Genomic DNA, 20,129 nt, shown 5'->3' with positions numbered 1-20,129 from the left:
CGGAGGGAGGGAGGGTCAGCTGGTGAGCTGGGCGTCGAGGCGGTAGCCGTCGACCGTGACGTACACCTGGTCGCCGGGCCTGGCGTTCAGGCGCATCAGCACGGGCTGCAACGAGTCGAAGACAGGCTGCTGGTCGCGCCAGACGAGCACCACCGCGTTGTCACCCGGCCCCGTCACCGACAGCAGGGTGCCAGGGCGCATCCCGAGCTGGGCGGCATACCCCTCGGGAACCGCCACGGGCGCACCGCGCAGGTGCTCGGGCGTGACGTCGATGCGCTGCCACCGGCGCGGATCGGAGGTCGGGCTGGGCGGCGGGGGCGGCGGGGTGGAGGGCGCGCCCGCCAGCAGAGGCGGCGGCGCGGAGGAGCCGCCGAGCAGGGGAGAGCGTCCGCCGGACAGCGCCGACAGCGTGGCCAGCGCCGCGCTCGGGTCGATCTGCTGCGGTGGCGCGGGCGGCACGGGCTGCCCGCCTCTGTGGTGGTGGCCGTTGGCCCCGGGCGTACGGCGTGGCAGCGGCTGCTGGACGGCCGGCTGCGCGCTGGGCCCGTCGGAGGGCGCCTCTGCGGGCAGCGCGTCGAGCCAGGCCTTGGCGGAGTGCCGCCTGATGCCGAGCTCGGCCAGCAGCTCCTCGACGTCGGCGTCGGCGGGATGGGCCGCGAGCAGTTGCCTGGTGCGCGCCTGCAGTCCTGTCAGGTCGCCCACGACGAGCCAGCCGTCCTGGAGACGACGGTCGGGCATGAGCGTGACGAGCACCCGCCACAGCGGGCTGCGCAGGGTGGGCACGATGACAGGGTGGGCGGGGTCGGCGCCGATGAGCTGGTCCTCGGTGGCGGCGGTGCCGAGCCACTCGGTGAGACGGAACATGTGGCCGGTCACGGGAGCGGACTCGGAGGAGCGCAGCCAGTGCAGCACGCGCTCCTCGGCGGTGCGCTGGGCCTGGGACAGCACGTCCCTGTCGACCAGGAGTTTGTGGGCGAGGGTGCGCAGGGTGTCGGGCTCGGCGGCGAACAGGCGGTTGACCGCGACGGCCAGCTCGAGCCGGTCGAAGGAGCGGAACAGCCCGTCGACGACGCGCACCATGGGGTAGTCGTCGTCAGGCGTCTCCGCGATCGGTGGCGCGGCGAAGGTGGGCGCCGCGTAGGAGTTCGGGGACGGCGGGGCGAAAGGCGAGACCTGGCCCGGCTGACCCGTCTGGCCAGGCTGGCCGGGTTGTGCGGGCTGACCGCTCTGGCCGGGCTGGCCCTGCGCCTGCTTCGCGCCGGGACCGGCCTGCGATCCGGCCTGGCCCTGCGAGCCCGGCTGGCCCGGGTGCGAGCCGTTGGACCCGGGCCCGGGCTGCCCGGCCTGACCGGGGAAGGCTCCGCTGGAGGGTCCCACGGCGGGGAAGGACCCGGTGGAGGGCCCGCCACCGGGCTGGCTCGGGAAGGAGCCGGTCGAAGGACCCGCGGCGGGCCGGCTCGGGAAGGAGCCGGTGGAGGGCCCGCCACCGGGCTGGCCCGGGAAGGAGCCGGTCGAAGGACCCGCGGCGGGCTGACTCGGGAAGGAGCCGGTGGAGGGCCCGCCACCGGGCTGGCTCGGGAACGAGCCGGTCGAGGGGCCCGCGCCGGGAGCGCCCGGCTGGTTCGGGAAGGGTCCTGTCGAAGGACCGCCGGGCTGGCTCGGGAAGGAGCCGGTGGAGGCGGGGCCGCCGGGCCGCTGCGGCAGGGGCGAGCCCTGGTCCTGGCCCTGAGACGCCGGTCGGCCAGGAGCGCCGGCCCCGGGGGCCTGCGAGCCGGGACGGGAGACGCCGGGAGCGTCCGGCGTGGACGAGCCGGGAGCCGACGGGCCGGCCGGGCCCGCCGCGGCGGGCCCCTGCACGGGGGAGCCGAGAACGGGCGCGCCGGGATGGGATGCGCCGGGATGGGACGGAGCCCCCTGACCGCCGGCCTGCTGGGGCGAGAAGAACCCGCCCGAAGGCGTCCCCTGGGCGGGGACGTTCGCGGGACGCTGGGGGAGCGCTCCCGCCGGGCGTACGGCTGGGGCCCCCGACGTCGCGGGGATGCGCCCGAGGACCTCCCTGAACACCGAGCCCACCACGACCTCGGTCGAGGCGGAGGAGGACGGCGCGCCGAGATCGCCCGTGCTGAGCCTGCGAAGCACCCGCCATCCGCCCAGCCCGGTGATCACCGTGCGGGCGGGTTCGGGCCAGCCGGGCAGGGACGGGTCCACCTGGTGCACGTGCAACGCGGGCAGCACGTCGGCCAGCGGCAGATGGTCCCAGCGGGAGGCCGCGAGCCGCGCGAGCCGTTCGCACATCCACTCGACACCGGTGGTGCCGAGGGCTCGCGACAGCGAGAGCGAACCCCACCAGCCGGCGGGGAGTCGAGGGTCGGCCAGGGCTTCGGCGACCTGCTGAGGACGGCTCCAGCGCAGCGCAGGGACCAGGTCGCTCAGGCAGATCGATGACTCGACGTCCATCGGCGGACCGCATCCTCCCCAAAAGTTGTGACGCGTGTGGCTAATGGTGCAGCCTACGCCGCAAGCTATCAATCGGTGTGAATAGGGTAAAGACGGTTGGAACCCAAACCGTACCGTGGGCGTCCCCCCACGATGGCCACCGCGTCGGCTCCCGCCGAGCACCCCGCCTCGAGAGAGGCCAGGTCAGAGCCGCCCTGGAGCCTCGCGGTGAGAAAACCCGCCGCGAAGGCGTCGCCGGCGCCGGTGGAGTCGATCACGTCGCGCTCTCTGCCCGCGGTGGCGGCGGTTACGCGTCCGTCCCTGGCGAGGATCGCGCCCTCCGCGCCGAGCTTCACCACCGCCGTGCCGTACCTGAGGCTGAGGGCCGAGGCGGCGGCCTGCGGGGTGGCGGCGCCGGTCAGCAGGAGCGCCTCGTCCCTGTTGGGGATGATCAGGCCGGCGGGCGCGGTCTCGGTCAGGAAGCGTTCGACGCCGAAGTCGCGCAGGAAGCCGGTCGAGGCCGGGTCCACGCTGATCGTCAGGCCGAGCGCCGAGGCGGCGGCCATCGCCAGCCTGGCCAGTTGGAGGCCGGGCTCGGCGAACAGCGTGTAGCCGGACAGGTGGAGGTGGCGCACGCCGTCCAGCAGGTCGGGCGACCAGTCGTCGGCGGAGATGCGGCCGCCCGCGCCCCTGTTGGTGAGCATGGAGCGCTCGCCGGTGACGTCGACCATCGCGATGACCACGGCGGTCGGGTGGTCGGGGTCGACGCGGGCGTGCGGGCGCACGCCCGCCTTGGTCAGCTCGGCGGTGTGCCACTCGCCGGTGTCGAAGCCGACCCTGGTGAGCAGCCGGACGTCGGCGCCCAGGTGGGCGGCCCACGAGGCGGTGTTCGCCCCCGAGCCGCCCGGACGCAGCACGATGTCGGCCACGGTGTCGGTGCCGGTGCTCACGGGCGCGCCGTGGAGGGCGACGACGTCCGTGACGACGTCGCCGATCACCAGGAGCCCTGCGCTCATCTCCCGGACCACGCGACCGCGATGTCGCCGGCTACGCGGACGTTGCCGCGGACGGCGGCCAGGTTGGCCTCGAGGGAGGCGCCGTCGGTGCCGCGCACGAGGTACGACAGCAGGAACGGGGTGATGGCCTGCCCCGTGACGCCCTCGCGCTCTGCGGCGGCCAGCGCCTCGGCCAGCACGCGGTCGTGCAGGACGGGGTCGAGCTGCTCGGCGACGGGCACGGGATTGGCGATGATCAACGCGGTCTCCGGGCCGCCCAAGGCGTCCTGGCCGCGCATGATGGCGGCGGCCTGCTCGGGCGACTCGATCCGCCAGTCGATCGGCTCGCCGGAGCTGTGCAGGTAGAAGCCGGGGAAGGTGTCGGTGCGCAGGCCCGCGATGGTGACACCGCGGGTCTCCAGGCGCTGCAGCGTGGCGGGCACGTCGAGGATCGACTTCACACCCGCGCAGACGACGGTGATGCGGGTGCGGGCCAGCGTGTCGAGGTCGGCGGACTCGTCCTGCTCCTCGGTCCAGCCACGGTGCACGCCGCCGAGGCCGCCGGTGGCGAAGACGCGGATGCCCGCGCGAGCGGCGAGGAACGAGGTCGCCGAGACGGTGGTGGCGCCGCTGGCCTCGAGGGCGGCGGCGACGGGCAGGTCGCGCTGGCCCAGCTTGCGCAGGCCAGGCTCGGTGGCGATGCGCACCAGCTCGACCTCGTCCAGGCCGATCCTGGCCACGCCGTCCAGCACGGCGATGGTGGCGGGAACCGCGCCCGCCTTGCGGACGATCTCCTCCAGCTCCCTGGCGACCTCCAGGTTCCGCGGCTGCGGCAGCCCGTGAGAGATGATCGTGGACTCGAGGGCCACGACGGGAGCGCCCGAGGCGAGCGCCTCGGCGACCTCGGCGGACGGGCGGAGGGCGGGGTCAGTGGTGCTGGGCATGGGGTGGTTCGAGCTCCTTGGACGTGCCGGCGCTGGTCTCTTCTGGAACGGGGCAATGGCCGGGGATTGTTCCAAAAGGAGCAGGTTACCCAAGGTCAGACGAACAGTGTCACGAGGGCGAGGGAGGTCGCGCCGATCAGCGCCGTGGAGATCGCGCCGAGCAGCAGCGCCCTGCCGCCCTTGAGGAGTTTGCGGGCGTCGATGCCGGTGCCCAGGCCGAACAGGGCGGCCGCGAGCAGCAGGCCGCTGATCCTGGGCGCCACGTCGGTGACCACCTGCGGCACCAGGCCCGTGCTCCGTACGGCCACCATGAGCAGGAACCCGAGCACGAAGAGCGGGACCAGCGGGGTCGAGCGCCGGCGGGACAGGCCCGTGCGCAGCGTGGTCAGCGCGACGATCGGGGCCAGCAGCACCACCCTGGCCAGCTTCACCGTGACCGCGACCGCGAGGACGGCGCCGCCCGTGGCCGCCCCGATCGCCGCCACCTGGGCGACCTCGTGCACCGAGGCGCCCGTCCACACGCCGAGCTGCCGCGCCGACAGGCCCAGCCATGACGCGGTGAGGGGAAGCAGCACGATCAGCGCCGTGCCGTACAGCACCACCACGCTCAGCGCGCCGGCCGCGTCGTCGTCGTCGCTGACGCCGCCCTCGCCGCCCGTGGCCTCGTGCATCCCCGCCACGGCCGCCGCGCCGCAGATGGACACGCCCGTGGCGACCAGCAGCGAGGTGCCGGGGGACAGGCCGAGACGCCGGCCGATCAGCGGGGTGATCGTGAAGGTCAGCCCCGTGGCCAGCGCGATGACGGCGATGGGCTGCCAGCCGAGCGCCAGCACGTCGGGCAGCGCGATCTGCAGGCCCAGCAGGACGATCGCGGTCCGCAGCACCGTGCGGGAGACGAACCTGACGCCGGGCGCGACCGACGCGCCGATCCCCAGGGTGTTGGCGAGGGCGGCGCCCAGCGCCACGGCGACGACCGCGGGGCTGAGCACGGGCACCAGCCTGTTGACCACCAGCGCGACGGCCACCGCGGCGGCGGTGAGGGCGAGGCCCGGCAGGAGCCGTCCTGCGGCGGGGGGAGCGCTGGCGGTGAGGGTCATGGTTCCAGTGTTCGTCCCGGTGGAGACGGCCAGTAGACCGATCTTGCCTGGGAGGTCATAGCCTGAGGCTATGAGTGAACTGCCCGACCTGGAGTCCCTGCAGCTCCTGGTCGACGTGGGCGAGCTGGGCAGCCTCGGCCAGGCGGCCAGGGCCGCGGGCATCGCGCAGCCCTCGGCCAGCAAGCGCATCGCCCGCCTCGAACGCCGCCTCGGCGTGCCGCTGCTCGAGCGCACGCCGCGCGGCTCGGCGCTCACCGCCGAGGGCAGGATGGTCGCGGGCTGGGCGGCCCACGTGCTGGCCGCCGCCCGCGAGCTGATGCGCGGCGTCGAGGCCGTACGGCAGGGCGAGGCCGCGCAGCTGCACGTCGCGGCCAGCATGACGGTGGCGGAGTACCTGGTGCCGCGCTGGCTGGGCGAGCTGCAGGCACGCGAGCCCGACATCCAGGTCGGTCTCGACGTCATGAACTCCACCGACGTGGCGGCCAGGGTGCTGGGCGAGAAGGTCGAGCTGGGGTTCGTGGAGGGGCCGACGGTGCCCGACGGCCTGGCCAGCAGGGTGGTGGCCACCGACAGGCTGGTGGTCGTGGTCGCTCCCGCGCATCCGTGGGCGCGCCGCCGTACGGTGCTGAGAGTGGCGGAGCTGGCGGCCACCCCGCTGGTGGTGCGCGAGCCGGGGTCGGGCACCAGGGAGACGCTCGACCTGGCATTCGCGGGGCAGCACGTGGCCAGTCCCCGGCTGGAGCTGGGGTCGAACTCCGCGGTGAAGGGCGCGGCGCAGGCGGGCTCGGCGCCCGCGGTGCTGAGCGGGCACGCGGTGGAGGCGGAGCTGGCCACGGGACGGCTGGTCGAGGTGCCGCTGGCCGGCCTCAATCTGGTGCGCAGCCTGCGCGCGGTCTGGCGGCGCGGCAGGACGCTGACGGGGCCGGCAGCGACGCTGCTGGCGATCGCCTCCCGGCCTTGACGATTCGCCGGTCATCCAGGACAAATAGGACGTATGTCGTACGATGTCGTGATCGCAGGCGCGGGACACAACGGCCTGGTCGCAGCCGCCTACCTGGCGAGGGCGGGCCGCAGGGTGCTCGTGCTCGAACGGCAGGACCACGTCGGTGGACTGGCCATCTCCACCAGGGCCTTCCCCGGCGTGGACGCCCGCCTTTCGCGCTACTCCTACCTCGTCAGCCTGCTGCCCACGAAGGTCGTCAAGGATCTGAGGCTGCGCCTCCAGCTGCGCGGCCGCCGCTACGCCTCCTACACCCCCGTGGGGAACGGCGGCCTGCTGGTCGACAACGCCGACGAGGAGCGCACCAAGGCGTCGTTCGCCAAGGTCACCGGCGGCGAGTCCGACTACCTGGCCTGGCGGGAGTTCTACGGCATGACCGCGCGCCTGGCCGAGCGCGTCGCGCCGACGCTGCTCGAACCGCTGCGCCCCGCATGGGAGCTGCGCGAGCTGGTCGAGGACGAGGTGGCGTGGCGCGACCTGTTCGAGAGGCCGATCGGGCAGACGGTCGACGAGAGGTTCGCCGACGACACCGTGCGCGGGGTGGTGCTGACCGACGCGCTGATCGGCACCTTCGCCGACCCCTCAGAGGATCTGCTGGCCAACAGGTGCTTCCTCTACCACGTGATCGGCGACGGCACCGGCGACTGGAACGTGCCCGTCGGCGGGATGGGCGCGGTCACGCAGGCGCTGGAGTCGGCGGCCAGGGAGGCGGGGGCCGAGATCAGGACCGGCGCCGAGATCGTGGGCATCGACCCGTCGGGCGAGGTGACCTTCCGCGACGCCGGGGGTGAGCACGCGGTGAACGGCTTGCACGTCCTGGTCAACCTGCCGCCCGCCGTACTGGACCGGCTGATGGGACGGGAGCCGGCGACCCCCGAGGGGGCGCAGCTCAAGGTCAACATGGTGCTGAGCAGGCTGCCCAGGCTGAAGGACACGAGCGTGGACCCGCGCGAGGCCTTCAGCGGCACCTTCCACATCAACGAGGGACGCGACCAGCTGGCCCGCGCCTACGAGCAGGCGGCCGGCGGCGAGGTGCCCGACGTGCCGCCCGCCGAGGTCTACTGCCACTCGCTGACCGATCCGTCGATCCTGGGCCCTGGGCTGAAGGCCGAGACGATGACCCTCTTCGGCCTCCACATGCCCGCCCGACTTTTCCCCAAATATCGTGACGAAGCGGTGGCGGCGACGCTGCGGTCGATCAACTCCGTCCTGGCCGAGCCCCTGGAGGACTGCCTGCTCCTCGCGCCCGACGGCACCCCGTGCATCGAGGCCAAGACCCCCTTCGACCTGGAACGGGAGGCGGGCCTGCCCGGCGGGCACATCTTCCACCAGGACCTCAGCTGGCCGTACGGCGAGGCGGGACGGTGGGGCGTCGAGACCGAGCACCCGCGGATCCTGCTGTGCGGCGCGGGAGCGCGGCGCGGAGGAGGCGTCAGCGGTATCCCAGGACACAACGCCGCGATGGCACTTCTGACCGGACCTTCATGACGTTCTCATGAAGCCGGTCTACCGTTGGTGACCATGAGTGATGGCGCACGGTTGCTGGTGGTCGACGACGAGCCCGCGCTGAGGGAGGCGCTGCAGTCGAGCCTCGAGTTCGAGGGCTACCGGGTCGCCACCGTCTCCGACGGCCAGGCCGCGCTGGAGGAGCTGGCGCGCCAGGGCTACGACGCCGTGCTCCTCGACGTCATGATGCCCCGGCTGGACGGCCTGACCGCCTGCCGCAGGCTGCGCGCGGGCGGCAACCACGTGCCCGTCCTCATGCTCACCGCCCGCGACGCCGTCGGCGACCGGGTCTCGGGGCTCGACGCGGGCGCCGACGACTACCTCGTCAAGCCCTTCGAGCTGGACGAGCTGCTGGCCAGGGTCCGGGCCCTGCTGCGGCGCAGCTCGCTCGGCGGCGGCGGCCCCGACAGCGGCGCGCTGGCCTTCGGCGACCTGCGGATGGAGCCCGCCACCCGCGAGGTGACCAGGGGCGCGCGGCGGCTCGATCTGACCAGGACCGAGTACCTGCTGCTGGAACTGCTGCTCACCCATCCGCGCCAGGTGCTGACGAGGGAGCAGATCCTCGAGGAGGTGTGGGGGTTCGACTTCGAGCCCTCCTCCAACTCGCTGGACGTCTACGTGATGTATCTGCGGCGCAAGCTGGAGGCCGAGGGTGAGCCCCGGCTGATCCACACGGTGCGCGGGGTGGGGTACGTGCTGAGAGCCGCCGCGTGAGACGACGCACCCTGAGGTCGCGGCTGACGCTGCTGGTCACGGTGGCGGTGGCGGTGGCGATCGCGGCCTCGGCGGGATTGTGCTGGTTCATCGTCAAATGGGAGCTCTACGCCCAGCTGGACCACTCGCTGGCCGAGCCCGAGAGTCCTTCGAACAAGCGCTGGCTCGTCGACAACTGCGAGGAGAAGGGGACCTCCGACCCCTTCTCGGGCATTGCCACGGTCCTGTTCGAGGACGGCACGACCTGCTCGCTCGGCCCGCCGATCAAGGTCGACCCCCAGGACAGACGAGTGTTCGGCAACCACGGCAGGCCGGAGTTCCGCTTCGGCACCACGACCGACGGCAAGCCGGTGCGCGTGATGGCGACCTTCGAGCGGCCCCCTGACCGCGCGCCGGGCGCGCCGAGCGGCATAGTGATCCTGGAGGGCCGCTACACCTACCAGATGCAGAGCACGCTGCGGAACCTCGCCCTGATCCTGGCCGTGGTGGCGGCGATCGGGGTGCTCGGGGCGGCCTCGGCAGGGCTGCTCGTCTCGCGGACCGCTCTGCGGCCCGTCGGCAGGCTCACCAAGGCCGTCGAGCACATCGCCCAGACCGAGGATCTCAACACGACGATCCCCGTCGAGGGCACAGACGAGATCGCCCGCCTCAGCCGCTCCTTCAACGCCATGACCGCCGCCCTGGCCGGCTCCCGCGACCGCCAGCAGCAGCTGGTCGCCGACGCGGGACACGAGCTGCGCACCCCTCTGACCAGCCTGCGCACCAACATCGACCTGCTGCTGCGCAGCGAGCACACCGGCAGGGCCATCGAGCCCAAGGCCAAGGAGCGCCTGCTCGTCAACGTCAAGGCCCAGTTCGAGGAGCTGTCCACGCTCGTCGGCGACCTGCTCCAGCTCTCGCGCGGCGAGGGCGACCACGAGCCGCACGTCGAGCTGGCCCTCCACGACGTCGTCAGCGCCGCCGTCGCGCGCGCCAGGCTGCGCGGCGCGGACGTCACCACCGACCTCGCACCCTGGTACGTCGAGGGCAACCCCTCCTCGCTCGAACGCGCCGTCGTCAACCTGCTCGACAACGCCGCCAAGTTCAGCCCGGGCGGCAAGGTCGAGGTGGCGCTGCGCGAGGGCGAGCTGACGGTCCGCGACCACGGTCCAGGCATCCCCGCCGAGGAGCTGCCGCACGTCTTCGAGCGGTTCTGGCGCTCGCCGTCCGCCCGCAGCCTGCCGGGTTCGGGGCTCGGGCTGGCGATCGTGGCGCAGGCCGTCAAGGAGGCGGGGGGACAGGTGCGGCTGGACAACGCCGCAGGTGGCGGCGTTGTGGCCTGGATACGGCTGCCCGGTTCGCCGGTTCTCAGCCAGTCTTAATCGCCGGCTCAGTCAGGTCCAAGTCGCACCCGAGACCTTGGAACCATGAAGACAGCAGTCAAGACGCGCCTGGTCGAGGTGGTCGTTCCCGTCCACAACGAACAGCGGGCGCTGCGGGCGAGCATCGGGCGGCTGCACGGCTACCTCGCTGGGTCCTTTCCCTACGGCTTCCGCATCACGATCGCCGACAACGCCAGCTCCGACAACACCTGGCAGATCGCCCAGGAGCTGGCCGCGTGCTACCCGGAGGTGAACGCCGTCCACCTGGAGGAGAAGGGACGGGGACGGGCGCTGCGGCAGGTGTGGGCGGCCAGTGAGGCCGACGTGGTCAGCTACATGGACGTCGACCTGTCCACCGACCTCGACGCCTTCCTCCCGCTGGTGGCGCCGCTGCTGTCGGGCCACAGCGACCTGGCCATCGGCACCCGCCTGGTCAGGACGGCCAACGTGGTGCGGGGGCCGAAGAGGGAGTTCCTCTCGCGCACCTACAACCTGCTGCTGCGCGGCGTGATGGGGGCGGGGTTCTCCGACGCGCAGTGCGGATTCAAGGCCGCCCGCACCGAGATCGCCCAGGCGCTGCTGCCCGCTGTCGAGGACCAGGAGTGGTTCTTCGACACCGAGCTGCTGCTCCTGGCCGAGCGGCACGGCCTGCGCATCCACGAGGTGCCCGTCGACTGGGTGGACGACCCCGACAGCAGGGTCGACGTCGTCAGGACGGCCGCCGACGACCTGAGGGGCATGGCCAGGGTGGCCCGCAAGGCGCTGTCGGGCGCGGCCAACCTGCCCGTGCCCGCGCGCGTCCAGCAGGCGCGGCTGCCCAAGGGCATGGCGCGGCAGCTGCCCAGCTTCGTGGTCATCGGCATCGTCAGCACGCTGTCCTACCTGCTGCTCTACTCGCTGCTCAGGCTCGTGGCCCCCGCCTACGCCGCCAACGCGGTGGCGCTGTTCGTGACGGCCGTGGCCAACACCGCCGCCAACAGGCGCTTCACCTTCGGCGTGAAGGGGAGCGCGGGCGCGATCCGCCACCAGGTCGAGGGCCTGATCGCCTTCCTCGTGGGCCTCGCGCTGACCACCGGCGGCCTGGCCCTGCTCCCCTCGGGCGCGCCGCACTGGGTCGAGCTGGTGGCGGTGATCGTCGCCAACGGGCTGGCCACCCTGGTCCGCTTCCTGCTGCTGCGGGTGTGGGTCTTCAACCCCGACCGGAGGAGTTCCCGATGAGCGTCACCACACTGCCTCCCTCGCACGGGGCCACACCGGGAAGGGGCCGCCTGGCCCGCGCCGTCCTCGGGCCCGAGCAGGAGCCCCGCTTGGCGAGACCCGCGCTGTGGGGCGTGCTCGGCCTCGCCTTCGTGCTCTACGCGTGGGCGCTGAGCGGCATGGCCAACGAGTACTACTCGGCGGCGATCCTGTCGGGGACGAAGAGCTGGAAGGCCTTCTTCTTCGGCGCCCTGGACTCCGGCTCGTTCATCACCGTGGACAAGCCGCCTTTCGCACTGTGGGTCATGGGACTGTCCGCGCGGATCTTCGGCTTCGGCACGTGGAGCATGCTGCTGCCACAGGCGGTGGCGGGCGTGGTCACGGTCGCCCTGGTCCACTCGGCCGTACGGCGGAGCCTTCCTCTCGAAAGGCCGGGCGCCGCGCACGCGGCGGCCTTGCTCGCGGCGGTGGTGATGACGCTGACGCCGATCACGGTGGCGATCAACCGCGACAACAACCCCGACACGATCCTCGTCCTGCTCCTGGTGGCGGCGGCCTGGTTCGCCCTGGAGGCGATCAGGCGGGGCGGGCCGCGGGCGCTGCTGGTGTGCGCGCTGCTGGTCGGGCTGGGCTTCAACACCAAGATGCTGCAGGCCTACCTCGTGGTGCCCGCCCTCGCCCTGGCGTACCTCACGTGCGCGGCGGCGCCGTTCCTGCGCAGGCTGGGGCACCTCCTGGCTGCGGGGGCCGTGCTGGTGGCCTCCAGCGCCTGGTGGATGGTGATCGTCGACCTGTGGCCCGCCTCGTCGCGCCCCTACGTCGGCGGCTCCACCGACAACTCGGTGTGGGACCTGGTCATCGGCTACAACGGGCTGGGCCGGATCTTCGGCCGGGGCTTCGGGGGCAGCGGCAGGGGCGGCGGCGCCTCCTTCGGCGGGGAGTCGGGCGCGGGCAGGCTGTTCAACGACACGATGGCAGGACAGATCTCGTGGCTGCTGCCGTTCTGCGCCCTGGCGCTGCTGCTGGCGGCGGCGACCTGGCGGACCCTCGGCACGCGGGCGGTTCCTGGGGAAGAGCGCTCCTCCCTCAGCGCCATCGGAGAGCGCGGAGGGCCGCGGGTGAGCAGGGCCGCCTGGCTGGTGTGGGGCGGATGGCTGGCCGTGCACCACGTGGTGTTCAGCTTCTCCAGCGGCACCTTCCACCCGTACTACTCCACCGCCATGGCTCCCGCCGTGGCGGCCGTGACGGGGATGGGCGCGGTGCTGATGTGGCGGGCCTACCGGCGCTCCCCGTGGTGGTGGGTCCTGCCCCTCGCGGCCGCGGCGACGGGGGCGTGGTCGTTCGTGGTGCTGCGCCGTACGCCCGAGTTCGTCCCGTGGCTGGCATGGGCGGTGGCGGCCGCGGGCGTGGCCGCGGTGGCCGGGCTGGTGGTGGCGCGTCTCGGCCGCGGGAGGGCCGCGAGGGCGGCGGCCGGGGCAGGGGGAGCGGCCGGCGCGAGGGTGGCCGCGGTCGCGGTGGTGGCGGCGCTGCTCGCGGGGCTGGCGGGGCCCGCCGCGTACGCGGTGACCCCTTTGCGATCGCCGATCAACGGCACCAACCCGACGGCGGGCCCCTCGGCGGGCACGGGCTTCGGCGCCGGCTTCGGCGCGATGCGTGGCGGCCCCGGCGCCGCCGGCGGGACGCGCGAGATGGAGGCGCCACCCGGTCGGACGGGACAGGCGAGGAGCGGTCCAGGTGGCGGCGTCAGCAGCGCGCTGATCGCCTACCTGGAGCAGAACCGGGGGACGGCCACCTGGCTGGTCGCCGTCGGCAGCGCCAGGCAGGCCGCCCCGATCATCCTGCGGACCGGCGAGCCGGTCATCGCGATGGGCGGCTTCACCGGCAGCGACCCCGCGATGACCGTCCAGGGGCTCAAGGAGCTCGTCGCCTCCGGCCGCCTCAAGTACGTCATGGCGGACGACGCGCGCGGCGGTCCCGGCAGGGGCGACAGCGAGGTCACCGAGTGGGTTCGGGCCAGCTGCGCGGCGGTGGACGGCCAGGACGGCCTGTACCTGTGCGCCCCCTGACCTCCGCCGCCTCGGGCGCTGGACGTATGTCCGTATCGGCTACTCTTGGCCGGTGCGACGTGTGGACAGTGCCCGAGGCAGCAGGGCGGACCAGGCTGACCAGCGCAGGGCCGAGCTGCTGGAGGCCACGCGCAGGGTCGTGCTCGAACGCGGCCTGGCCAACACCCGGGTCGCCGACATCGCCAAGGCGGTCAACGTCAGCGGCGGGCTCATCCACTACCACTTCGCCACCAAGGACGAGCTGATCACGGCCATGCTGCGGGCCACGCTCGACATCGAGAGCGCCAGGCTCGACCAGCTCGTCACCGGCGAGGGCAGCGCCGCCGAACGGCTCGACAGGGTGCTGCGCTTCTACATCCCGCAGTCGCGCTCCGACCAGAGTTGGCTGCTCTGGATCGACGCATGGAACGCCGCGCTGCGCGAGAGCGCGGTCCGCCAGATCGTCCTGGAGCTGGAGACGACCTGGCTGCGCGCGCTCGAGCAGGTGATCTCGGCGGGGGTCGCGGAAGGCGACTTCACCTGCGAGGACCCGGCGGGCGCCGCCGAGCGCATCGACGCGATGCTCGACGGGCTGATCATCAGGTACACCCTGCACCCCTCGGTGCTGTCGAGGGGCCGGCTGCTCGAGCACGCCCACATGGCCGCCGCCCGCGAGGTCGGCATCTCACCGGACGCCTTCTCCGGTTAGCCGCCCCGCCCCTCGGCCCTGCGGGTCAGAGCGTCATGACGCCGTCGCGCATCTCGTGGACGGCGTCGCAGAGCCCGCCCAGCAGGTCGAGGTCGTGGCTGACGACCACCACGGCCGTTCCCCCCTCCGCCACCTCGCGCAGCAGGCCCGCGACCCTGCCCGCCGCCACCGTGTCCAGACCCGAGGTCGGCTCGTCGGCCACCACCAGCGCGGGACTGGCCGTCACCGCTCGCAGGATCGCCACCCGCTGGCACTGTCCCGCCGACAGCCGTCCAGGTCTGGTGCGCGGATCGAGGTCGCCGAGCCCGACCGTGGCGAGCGCCTCGACGGCCCTGGCGCGCCGCTGCGCCGCTCGCAGGCCGGTGAGCGGCTCGGTGATCGTGCGCCAGATCGGCCACAGCGGATCCAGGCTGGCTCTGGCGTCCTGGAAGACGGGCATCACCCAGCCGGGCCGCCGCTCCGGCAGGCGGAGCGTCCCCGCGTCGGGCGGCTCCAGCCCGGCCAGCAGCCGCAGCAGCGTGGACTTGCCCGACCCCGACCTGCCGTGCACACCCACCACCTGACCGGGGCCGATCGCCAGGGAGGCGTCCCTGACGGCGGCGCGGGCGCCGTAGCTCCGGGCGAGGTTACGCGCCTCCACCAGCGCGGGCCCCTGCGGGGCGGCGCGTCCGCCCGAGGTGGGGGGAAGCGCCGCCACCAGGGCCCGCGTGTGCGGATGCCGTGGATCGGCCAGCAGCCGATCGGCGGGCCCCGTCTCCACGACGCCGCCCTCGTACAGCACCGCCACCCGTGAGGCCCAGCGCGCGGCCAGCCGCAGGTCGTGAGTGATCACCAGCAGCGCTCCCGCCGACCTTCGCAGCGCCGCCATCACCTCGTCGGCCAGGTCGGCGTCGAGCGCGCTGGTCGGCTCGTCGGCGACGGTGAGAGCGGGCGACAGCGCGCCCGCCGCCGCGATCGAGGCGCGCTGCAGCATGCCGCCCGACCACTGGTGCGGATGCTCGGCCAGCGCGGCCGCATCCAGCGAGAGCGCCGCCACCGCGGACTCGGCGGCTCCCGGCGGCGGCCGCAGCCCCGCCGCCCGCCACGCCTCCCGCACGTGGTGCCCGACCGTCCGCAGCGGGTCGCACGTGGTGAAGGGGTCCTGCGCCACGTATCCAGGCCTGCCGTCGGTGCGGATCGACCCCTCGGCGCGGGCGCCGCGCGGCAGCAACCCGAGGACGGCGCGCACCAGCGTGGACTTCCCGCTCCCCGACGCTCCGACGACGGCCAGCCGCTCGCCGGCCTCCACGGTGAGAGAGACGCCGCGCAGCGCCCGCGTGCCGTCCCGATAGGTCACGGAGAGCCCTGACACCTCCAGCGCCGGGCTCACAGCCGCTCACCCAGCCAGTCGCTGAGCAGTCCCGCGGCGCTGACCGCGACCAGGATCGCCACGCCGGGCCCCGCCAGGAGCCACGGTGAGGAGGCCAGGTCGTAGCGGCTCTCGGCGAGCATCTGCCCCCACTCGGCGGTGGGCGGCTGCGCGCCGAGACCCAGGAAGGACAGGCCGGACAGGCCGATGATCGTCTCGCCGAGCCCCAGCGCGGCCACGGCGAGCACCCGCAGGAAGGCGCCGGGGAGCACGTGGCCGAGCACGACGCGACCGCGCCCGACGCCCGCCATCCTGGCGGCGACGACGTCCGGTCTGGTGGCGGCGGTGAGCACGTGCGAGCGGGTGAGCCTGGCCACGGGGGCCCACGCGGCCACCGACATGGCCAGCACCAGATGGGTCAGCCCGGGGCCGAGCGAGCCCACCACGGCGAGCGCGACCAGCGTGCTCGGCACGGCCATCAGGACGTCCACCACCCTGGAGATCGCCGCGTCGACGGACCCGCGCGCGTATCCGGCCACGCCTCCCGCGACGACGCCGATCGCCGCGCCGAGCGCGGTGACGGCCAGCGCCGCGCCCAGCGTCACCCTGGCCCCGCTCGCCAGGCGCGCGAGCACGTCCCTGCCGAGCTGGTCGGTGCCGAGGGGATGGGCGGCGCTGGGCGGCAGCAGCTTGGCCGCGTAGTCGGGCAGGTCAGGGTCGGGCAGCGCCAGGGGGCCTGCCAGCGCCAGGACGGCGAGCAGCGCGGCGGCGGCCGTACCGGCGAGCAGGGAGGCTCTCACAGGCGAGGGTCTCCTGCACGGGTGGCCAGGTCGGCGGCGACCGCGCCCGCCAGGAAGGCCAGCACGCCCGCGAGCACGCAGCCCTGGACCACCGGCAGATCCCTGGCGGTGATGGCCTCCACCAGCAGGCGCCCCACGCCCGGCCAGGTGAAGACGCTCTCGACCACGGCCGCCCCGGCCAGCAGCCCGCCGACGGTCATTCCCACGACGGCCAGCAGTGGGGGAGCGGCGTGCGGGAGGCCGTGGACCAGCAGCACGCGCAGCTCGCCCGAGCCCCGGGCGCGAGAGACGTCGGCGAAGGGCGCGCCCGCCGCGTCGATCAACGCCCCTCTGGCCACCCGCGCCCACTGCGCGACGATCCCTGCGGCGAGGGTGGCGGCAGGCAGCGGGGTGTCGGCCCACCCGCCGTCGGCCACGACCCTTCCGACGCCCCAGCGCACCACCACGATCTCCAGCAGCGCCACCCCCAGCAGGAAGGACGGCACGGCGGCGCCGGCGAACATCACGCCCCTCGACAGCGCGTCGGGCCAGCGGTGGCGGCCGAGGGCGCCGGCGAAGGCCAGGGCGAAGGCGGGCAGGATCGCCAGCGCGACCGCCGTCAGGCACAGGCGCAGCGTGGCGGGCAGCCGCTCGCCGAGCTCGGCGGTGACGGGCCTGCCCGTGCGCCAGGAGGAGCCCAGGTCGCCGGTGAGCGCGCCGCCGAGCCAGCGGGCGTACCTGACGGGCGCGGCGTCGCCGAGGCCCAGCTCGGCGCGCACCGCCTCGACCTGCGCCTCGACGGGGACGGCCACGCCCCTGGACAGCAGCACCTGTCGCGCGGGATCGCCGGGCGACAGCTCGGCCAGTCCCCAGACCAGCAGGCTGGCGGCCAGCAGCGTGCCCGCCGCCGACGCTAGGAGCCGCAGGAGTCGCCGCACGGAGCCGTGGAGGCGTCGAGGTGCAGCAGGACCGAGGAGGGCCGGTAGTCGCGGTAGCGAGGACCCGCCACGACCCTGGGCACCCTGTCCACGACGATCAGGTGGTATGCCTGCTCCTCCACCGCGATGCGCTGCGCCTCGCGCAGCAGCCTGTCGCGCTCGGCGGGCTCGAAGGCGCCCGCGAGCTCGTCGATGACCTGGTCGAGACCGGGGTCGGCGATCCCGCCGAGGTTGCGAGGGCCCTTCGTGCGCATCATCTGCGCCAGCGGCGCGACGGGGTCGAAGCCGTAGGACAGCGAGCCGTCGAAGCTCAGCCCGACGTCCCAGCCGTCGGCCGAGCGCATCGCGGCGTAGTTCTCGGGCACCTCGGCGACCTTCACCTGGAAGCCCGCCTTCGCCAGCTGCGCCTGCATGGCCACGGCCACCGGCTTGGTGTCGGGCTGCGGCGAGTAGGCGTTGATCGTGATCGCCAGGGGCCTGCCGTCCTTGGCCCTGGTGCCGTCGGCGGCCCTGCGCCATCCCGCCTCCTCCAGCAGGCGCTCGGCCGCGGGCAGGCCGGTGCGCAGGTTCTTGACGGAGTACGGCAGCGCCTCGGGGTAGACGCCGGAGGGTGTGCGGTAGAAGCCGTCCATCACCGTCTCGGCCAGCTCCTTCCTGTCCACGGCGAGCGACAGCGCCCGCCGGACCCTGGAGTCGTCGAGGGGAGCCTTGCGCACGTTGAGGAAGCCGCGTAACTGCCCCGTCGCCAGCGCCGCCTCCCTGATCGAGACCCGCGCGTCGCCCTTCAGCGTCCGCAGCGCGTCGGTCGGGGGGTAGAAGGCCAGGTCGGCCTCACCGCTGCGGACGGCGAGCGTGCGCGCCTGCCCGTCGGGCACGAAGCGCACCTCCACCCCGTCGAGGCGCGCCTTCCCTCCCCAGTAGTCAAGGTTCTTCGCCAGCACCAGCTTCTGCGAGTCGAGGCTCTTCACCTCGAAGGGCCCGGTGAAGGTTCTGCTGGCCACGTCGAAGACGGAGAACATGCTCTCGTCGGCCAGCAGGCTCGGCAGGTTGGCCACGGGCTCCCCGGTCTCCAGCCGTACGGCCAGCGGCCCCGTCACGGCGACCTTCGCGCCCTCCAGCGCCGACCTGGCAGCCGGGTTCTGCGCCAGATGCGCCTCCATCAGCTCCTTCAGCGCGACCGCGTCCAGCGCCCTGCCGCTCTGGAAGCGCACCCCCTGCCGCAACGTGAGCGTCCACGCCGACTCGCCCTGCCTGGTCAGCGAGGCCAGCAGCCACGGCTCCACCGTGCCGCGCTCCGTCGGGCGCATGAGCAGCTCGCCGTAGCCCCACTCCGAGGCCCAGAACCCCTGCTTGATCGGGTCGAGGCTCTTCACGCTGTACGGCGTGACCACCCGCAGCCGCGCCTGCGCCACGGGCTCCTGACCGCCGCACGCGGCCAGCGAGGCCAGCAGGGCGACGGCAAGGAGCGGCCGCTTCACATCAATCGACATGGACCATGACAATGCAGCCAATGAAAACCATTGTCAATGCGCCTCCGGCCGGATCGGCGGGCGCGATCGTCGAGGCGAGGTCAGGCGGGAAGGGCTGCCAGCAGGTAGGCCAAGCGGGCGGCCGCGCCGTTCACGTCGTCCACGGTGCCGAGCCGGTAGCCCCAGGAGGTGACGTAGGCGCCCTCGGGGGAGCAGGTCACGGTCTCGGTCAAGGTCAGGGAGAAGCGATTGACCACCGAGACGAACGCGGGCTCGCTGGCAAGGGCGAGATTCTGCACACGCAGGTCCGCGTGAGTTCCTGCAGCCCTGGCGAATTCCTCGAGGCACAGCATGGTGTCGAGCATCGTGCATCACCTCCGCATCAACTGATCGCTAGGGTTGCACGATCTTGCTGGGATAGGCAAGCAATTGTCGGTATTAAAGTTGCGATTGTTTCGCGTAGTCGTGATTCACGCGCATGATGACAGATCTAGCCTCTTCACCGCAGACCGCCACCTTGTGGTACTCATCGAACACGCGGGCGTAGAACTCCACGTCCTGGCGCTCGCTGGTGCGCACCTCCTTCGACCTCGTCGGCACCAGGACCTGGTCGTTGTCGAAGAGCCAGAAGCCGGTCAGCGGCACCGAAGGGTGCTGCTGCTCGAACGGGATGATCCCCAGCTCGATGGTGGGAAGCGTGGTGACCGCCAGCAGCCTGTCCATCTGGCCCTGCATCACCTGGCTCGGCGCGAGCTTCGTCCGCAGCGCGGCCTCGGGCATGATGAACCTGAACGTGCGAGAGGCGTCGTAGAGGATCTCCTGTCGCTGCATCCGCACCCGCACCGCCGCGTCGAGCTCGCCTGTCGCGCCGTACTCCCGCTTGAGGGTGAGGAAGACGTGCCGCGCGTACTCCGCGGTCTGCAGCAACCCGATGATCACGCCGGGCTCGAACACCCTGAACAGGGTCGCCCTGGCCTCCTGACCTCGTACGTCCTCCTGCGAGGCGGCCAGGCCGCTGTGCGCCCAGTGCCGCCAGTCGGAGCGCCGCAGCTCGATGGCGGCGGCCCGCTCCTTCAGCTCGGCCAGCTCCTCGGGCTCGGCCCGCACGGCGGCGGCCCAGGCGCTCACGTCGTCGTCGGTCGCGCTCTGCCTGGCGTTCTCGAGGCGGGAGACCTTGGAGGGCTGCCAGTCCAGCAACTCGGCGAGCTCCTTGCCGGACAGCCCGGCCGTCTCGCGCAACTGCCGCAACCTGATGCCCATCTCGACACGGGCCTGCTGGAATGACGTCACGCCGCCAGAGGCTAGACCCAGCGGGGACGATCATGCCAGGGGTAGTGCCGCAATTGTGACGTCAGAGCACCCTGCGTGCGATCTCCACGAGCAGTTCCCGAGGCACCTCCACGGCGCTCTCTCCGTCGAGCACGTCACGCAGATCGGCCAGGGCCTCCCTGTCGGTCACGGTCAGACCCTGGACGACGATGGTTCCGCGGTCGGTCTCGTAGAGCGTCGGGCAGGCGCCCGCCTCGGACGTGGAGCCGAGAAACCTCATGCGCATGATGCATCCTTCCCCGAAACCGCGATGGCAATTGCG

General features: G+C 73.1%; 18 protein-coding genes. 7 read left to right on the top strand and 11 right to left on the bottom strand.

All coding sequences use genetic code 11. The annotated features are described in order from the left end of the window. Positions 1–15 precede the first annotated feature (15 nt). The 4 genes from ABFX55_RS06270 to ABFX55_RS06255 all read right to left on the bottom strand — a co-directional run bounded on the left by ABFX55_RS06270 (position 16) and on the right by ABFX55_RS06255 (position 5,472). Positions 16–2,457, bottom strand: coding sequence for a hypothetical protein (locus ABFX55_RS06270; protein ID WP_346118505.1), 2,442 nt, complete (start codon positions 2,455–2,457; stop codon positions 16–18). Between the two features lie 68 nt (positions 2,458–2,525). Next, complete coding sequence (locus tag ABFX55_RS06265; protein ID WP_346118503.1) at positions 2,526–3,452, bottom strand: carbohydrate kinase family protein; 927 nt, start codon at positions 3,450–3,452, stop codon at positions 2,526–2,528. After that, a complete protein-coding gene (locus ABFX55_RS06260; protein ID WP_346118502.1) occupies positions 3,449–4,375 on the bottom strand; it encodes a pseudouridine-5'-phosphate glycosidase in 927 nt (308 codons plus the stop codon). Before ABFX55_RS06260 ends, ABFX55_RS06265 begins: the two co-directional genes overlap by 4 nt. A gap of 95 nt (positions 4,376–4,470) precedes the next feature. Beyond that, positions 4,471–5,472 (bottom strand): YeiH family protein, encoded by a 1,002-nt coding sequence (locus ABFX55_RS06255; protein WP_346118500.1) that lies wholly within the window; start codon positions 5,470–5,472, stop codon positions 4,471–4,473. A gap of 70 nt (positions 5,473–5,542) precedes the next feature. On the opposite strand from ABFX55_RS06255, the gene ABFX55_RS06250 reads away from it, so the two are divergent. From ABFX55_RS06250 to ABFX55_RS06220, 7 genes are read left to right on the top strand one after another with little or no spacing between them, the layout of a single operon-like run. After that, positions 5,543–6,433: a LysR family transcriptional regulator gene (locus ABFX55_RS06250; RefSeq protein ID WP_346118498.1), complete on the top strand. Its 891-nt coding sequence runs from the start codon at positions 5,543–5,545 to the stop codon at positions 6,431–6,433. A gap of 33 nt (positions 6,434–6,466) precedes the next feature. Further along, positions 6,467–7,960 carry a phytoene desaturase family protein gene (locus ABFX55_RS06245; RefSeq protein ID WP_346118496.1) on the top strand — a complete coding sequence of 498 codons (1,494 nt, stop codon included), beginning with the start codon at positions 6,467–6,469 and terminating at the stop codon, positions 7,958–7,960. Between the two features lie 33 nt (positions 7,961–7,993). Further along, positions 7,994–8,692 (top strand): response regulator transcription factor, encoded by a 699-nt coding sequence (locus ABFX55_RS06240; RefSeq protein ID WP_346118494.1) that lies wholly within the window; start codon positions 7,994–7,996, stop codon positions 8,690–8,692. Further along, positions 8,689–10,053 carry a sensor histidine kinase gene (locus tag ABFX55_RS06235; protein WP_346118492.1) on the top strand — a complete coding sequence of 455 codons (1,365 nt, stop codon included), beginning with the start codon at positions 8,689–8,691 and terminating at the stop codon, positions 10,051–10,053. The genes ABFX55_RS06240 and ABFX55_RS06235 overlap by 4 nt, the downstream gene beginning before the upstream one ends. Before the next feature lie 45 nt (positions 10,054–10,098). After that, positions 10,099–11,271, top strand: coding sequence for a bifunctional glycosyltransferase family 2/GtrA family protein (locus tag ABFX55_RS06230; RefSeq protein ID WP_346118490.1), 1,173 nt, complete (start codon positions 10,099–10,101; stop codon positions 11,269–11,271). Next, complete coding sequence (locus ABFX55_RS06225) at positions 11,268–13,316, top strand: glycosyltransferase family 39 protein (RefSeq protein ID WP_346118488.1); 2,049 nt, start codon at positions 11,268–11,270, stop codon at positions 13,314–13,316. The genes ABFX55_RS06230 and ABFX55_RS06225 overlap by 4 nt, the downstream gene beginning before the upstream one ends. Positions 13,317–13,368: 52 nt before the next feature. After that, a complete protein-coding gene (locus tag ABFX55_RS06220) occupies positions 13,369–14,004 on the top strand; it encodes a TetR/AcrR family transcriptional regulator (protein ID WP_346118487.1) in 636 nt (211 codons plus the stop codon). A 25-nt stretch (positions 14,005–14,029) separates the two neighbouring features. On the opposite strand, the gene ABFX55_RS06215 is transcribed toward ABFX55_RS06220, so the two are convergent. The 7 genes from ABFX55_RS06215 to ABFX55_RS06185 all read right to left on the bottom strand — a co-directional run bounded on the left by ABFX55_RS06215 (position 14,030) and on the right by ABFX55_RS06185 (position 20,093). Further along, positions 14,030–15,373, bottom strand: a complete 1,344-nt coding sequence (locus tag ABFX55_RS06215; RefSeq protein ID WP_346118485.1) for an ABC transporter ATP-binding protein — start codon at positions 15,371–15,373, stop codon at positions 14,030–14,032. After that, positions 15,370–16,152 carry an ABC transporter permease gene (locus ABFX55_RS06210; protein ID WP_346118483.1) on the bottom strand — a complete coding sequence of 261 codons (783 nt, stop codon included), beginning with the start codon at positions 16,150–16,152 and terminating at the stop codon, positions 15,370–15,372. The genes ABFX55_RS06215 and ABFX55_RS06210 overlap by 4 nt, the downstream gene beginning before the upstream one ends. Next, a complete protein-coding gene (locus ABFX55_RS06205) occupies positions 16,149–17,069 on the bottom strand; it encodes an ABC transporter permease (protein WP_346118481.1) in 921 nt (306 codons plus the stop codon). The genes ABFX55_RS06210 and ABFX55_RS06205 overlap by 4 nt, the downstream gene beginning before the upstream one ends. Continuing rightward, positions 17,045–18,559, bottom strand: coding sequence for an ABC transporter substrate-binding protein (locus tag ABFX55_RS06200; protein ID WP_346118479.1), 1,515 nt, complete (start codon positions 18,557–18,559; stop codon positions 17,045–17,047). Before ABFX55_RS06200 ends, ABFX55_RS06205 begins: the two co-directional genes overlap by 25 nt. An 80-nt stretch (positions 18,560–18,639) precedes the next feature. Continuing rightward, the gene (locus ABFX55_RS06195; RefSeq protein WP_183645796.1) at positions 18,640–18,903 is read right to left on the bottom strand and encodes a hypothetical protein; all 264 of its coding nucleotides are present in this window, start codon (positions 18,901–18,903) and stop codon (positions 18,640–18,642) included. Positions 18,904–18,976: 73 nt separating this feature from the next. Beyond that, positions 18,977–19,828 carry a helix-turn-helix domain-containing protein gene (locus ABFX55_RS06190; protein WP_346118477.1) on the bottom strand — a complete coding sequence of 284 codons (852 nt, stop codon included), beginning with the start codon at positions 19,826–19,828 and terminating at the stop codon, positions 18,977–18,979. 61 nt (positions 19,829–19,889) lie between these two features. Continuing rightward, a complete protein-coding gene (locus tag ABFX55_RS06185; RefSeq protein WP_183645794.1) occupies positions 19,890–20,093 on the bottom strand; it encodes a hypothetical protein in 204 nt (67 codons plus the stop codon). Between the last annotated feature and the right edge of the window lie 36 nt (positions 20,094–20,129).

It is taken from the genome of Nonomuraea roseola (assembly GCF_039535395.1).
GTDB lineage: Bacteria > Actinomycetota > Actinomycetes > Streptosporangiales > Streptosporangiaceae > Nonomuraea > Nonomuraea roseola.
This window is presented reverse-complemented; position numbering and strand designations above follow the sequence as displayed.

Bases quoted from the DNA above. Each gene is read 5' to 3' on its own strand.
- ABFX55_RS06270 (WP_346118505.1), bottom strand. From the start codon at position 2,457: ATGGACGTCGAGTCATCGATCTGCCTGAGCGACCTGGTCCCTGCGCTG.
- ABFX55_RS06265 (WP_346118503.1), bottom strand. From the start codon at position 3,452: ATGAGCGCAGGGCTCCTGGTGATCGGCGACGTCGTCACGGACGTCGTC.
- ABFX55_RS06260 (WP_346118502.1), bottom strand. From the start codon at position 4,375: ATGCCCAGCACCACTGACCCCGCCCTCCGCCCGTCCGCCGAGGTCGCC.
- ABFX55_RS06255 (WP_346118500.1), bottom strand. From the start codon at position 5,472: ATGACCCTCACCGCCAGCGCTCCCCCCGCCGCAGGACGGCTCCTGCCG.
- ABFX55_RS06250 (WP_346118498.1), top strand. From the start codon at position 5,543: ATGAGTGAACTGCCCGACCTGGAGTCCCTGCAGCTCCTGGTCGACGTG.
- ABFX55_RS06245 (WP_346118496.1), top strand. From the start codon at position 6,467: ATGTCGTACGATGTCGTGATCGCAGGCGCGGGACACAACGGCCTGGTC.
- ABFX55_RS06240 (WP_346118494.1), top strand. From the start codon at position 7,994: ATGAGTGATGGCGCACGGTTGCTGGTGGTCGACGACGAGCCCGCGCTG.
- ABFX55_RS06230 (WP_346118490.1), top strand. From the start codon at position 10,099: ATGAAGACAGCAGTCAAGACGCGCCTGGTCGAGGTGGTCGTTCCCGTC.
- ABFX55_RS06225 (WP_346118488.1), top strand. From the start codon at position 11,268: ATGAGCGTCACCACACTGCCTCCCTCGCACGGGGCCACACCGGGAAGG.
- ABFX55_RS06200 (WP_346118479.1), bottom strand. From the start codon at position 18,559: ATGTCGATTGATGTGAAGCGGCCGCTCCTTGCCGTCGCCCTGCTGGCC.
- ABFX55_RS06195 (WP_183645796.1), bottom strand. From the start codon at position 18,903: ATGCTCGACACCATGCTGTGCCTCGAGGAATTCGCCAGGGCTGCAGGA.
- ABFX55_RS06185 (WP_183645794.1), bottom strand. From the start codon at position 20,093: ATGCGCATGAGGTTTCTCGGCTCCACGTCCGAGGCGGGCGCCTGCCCG.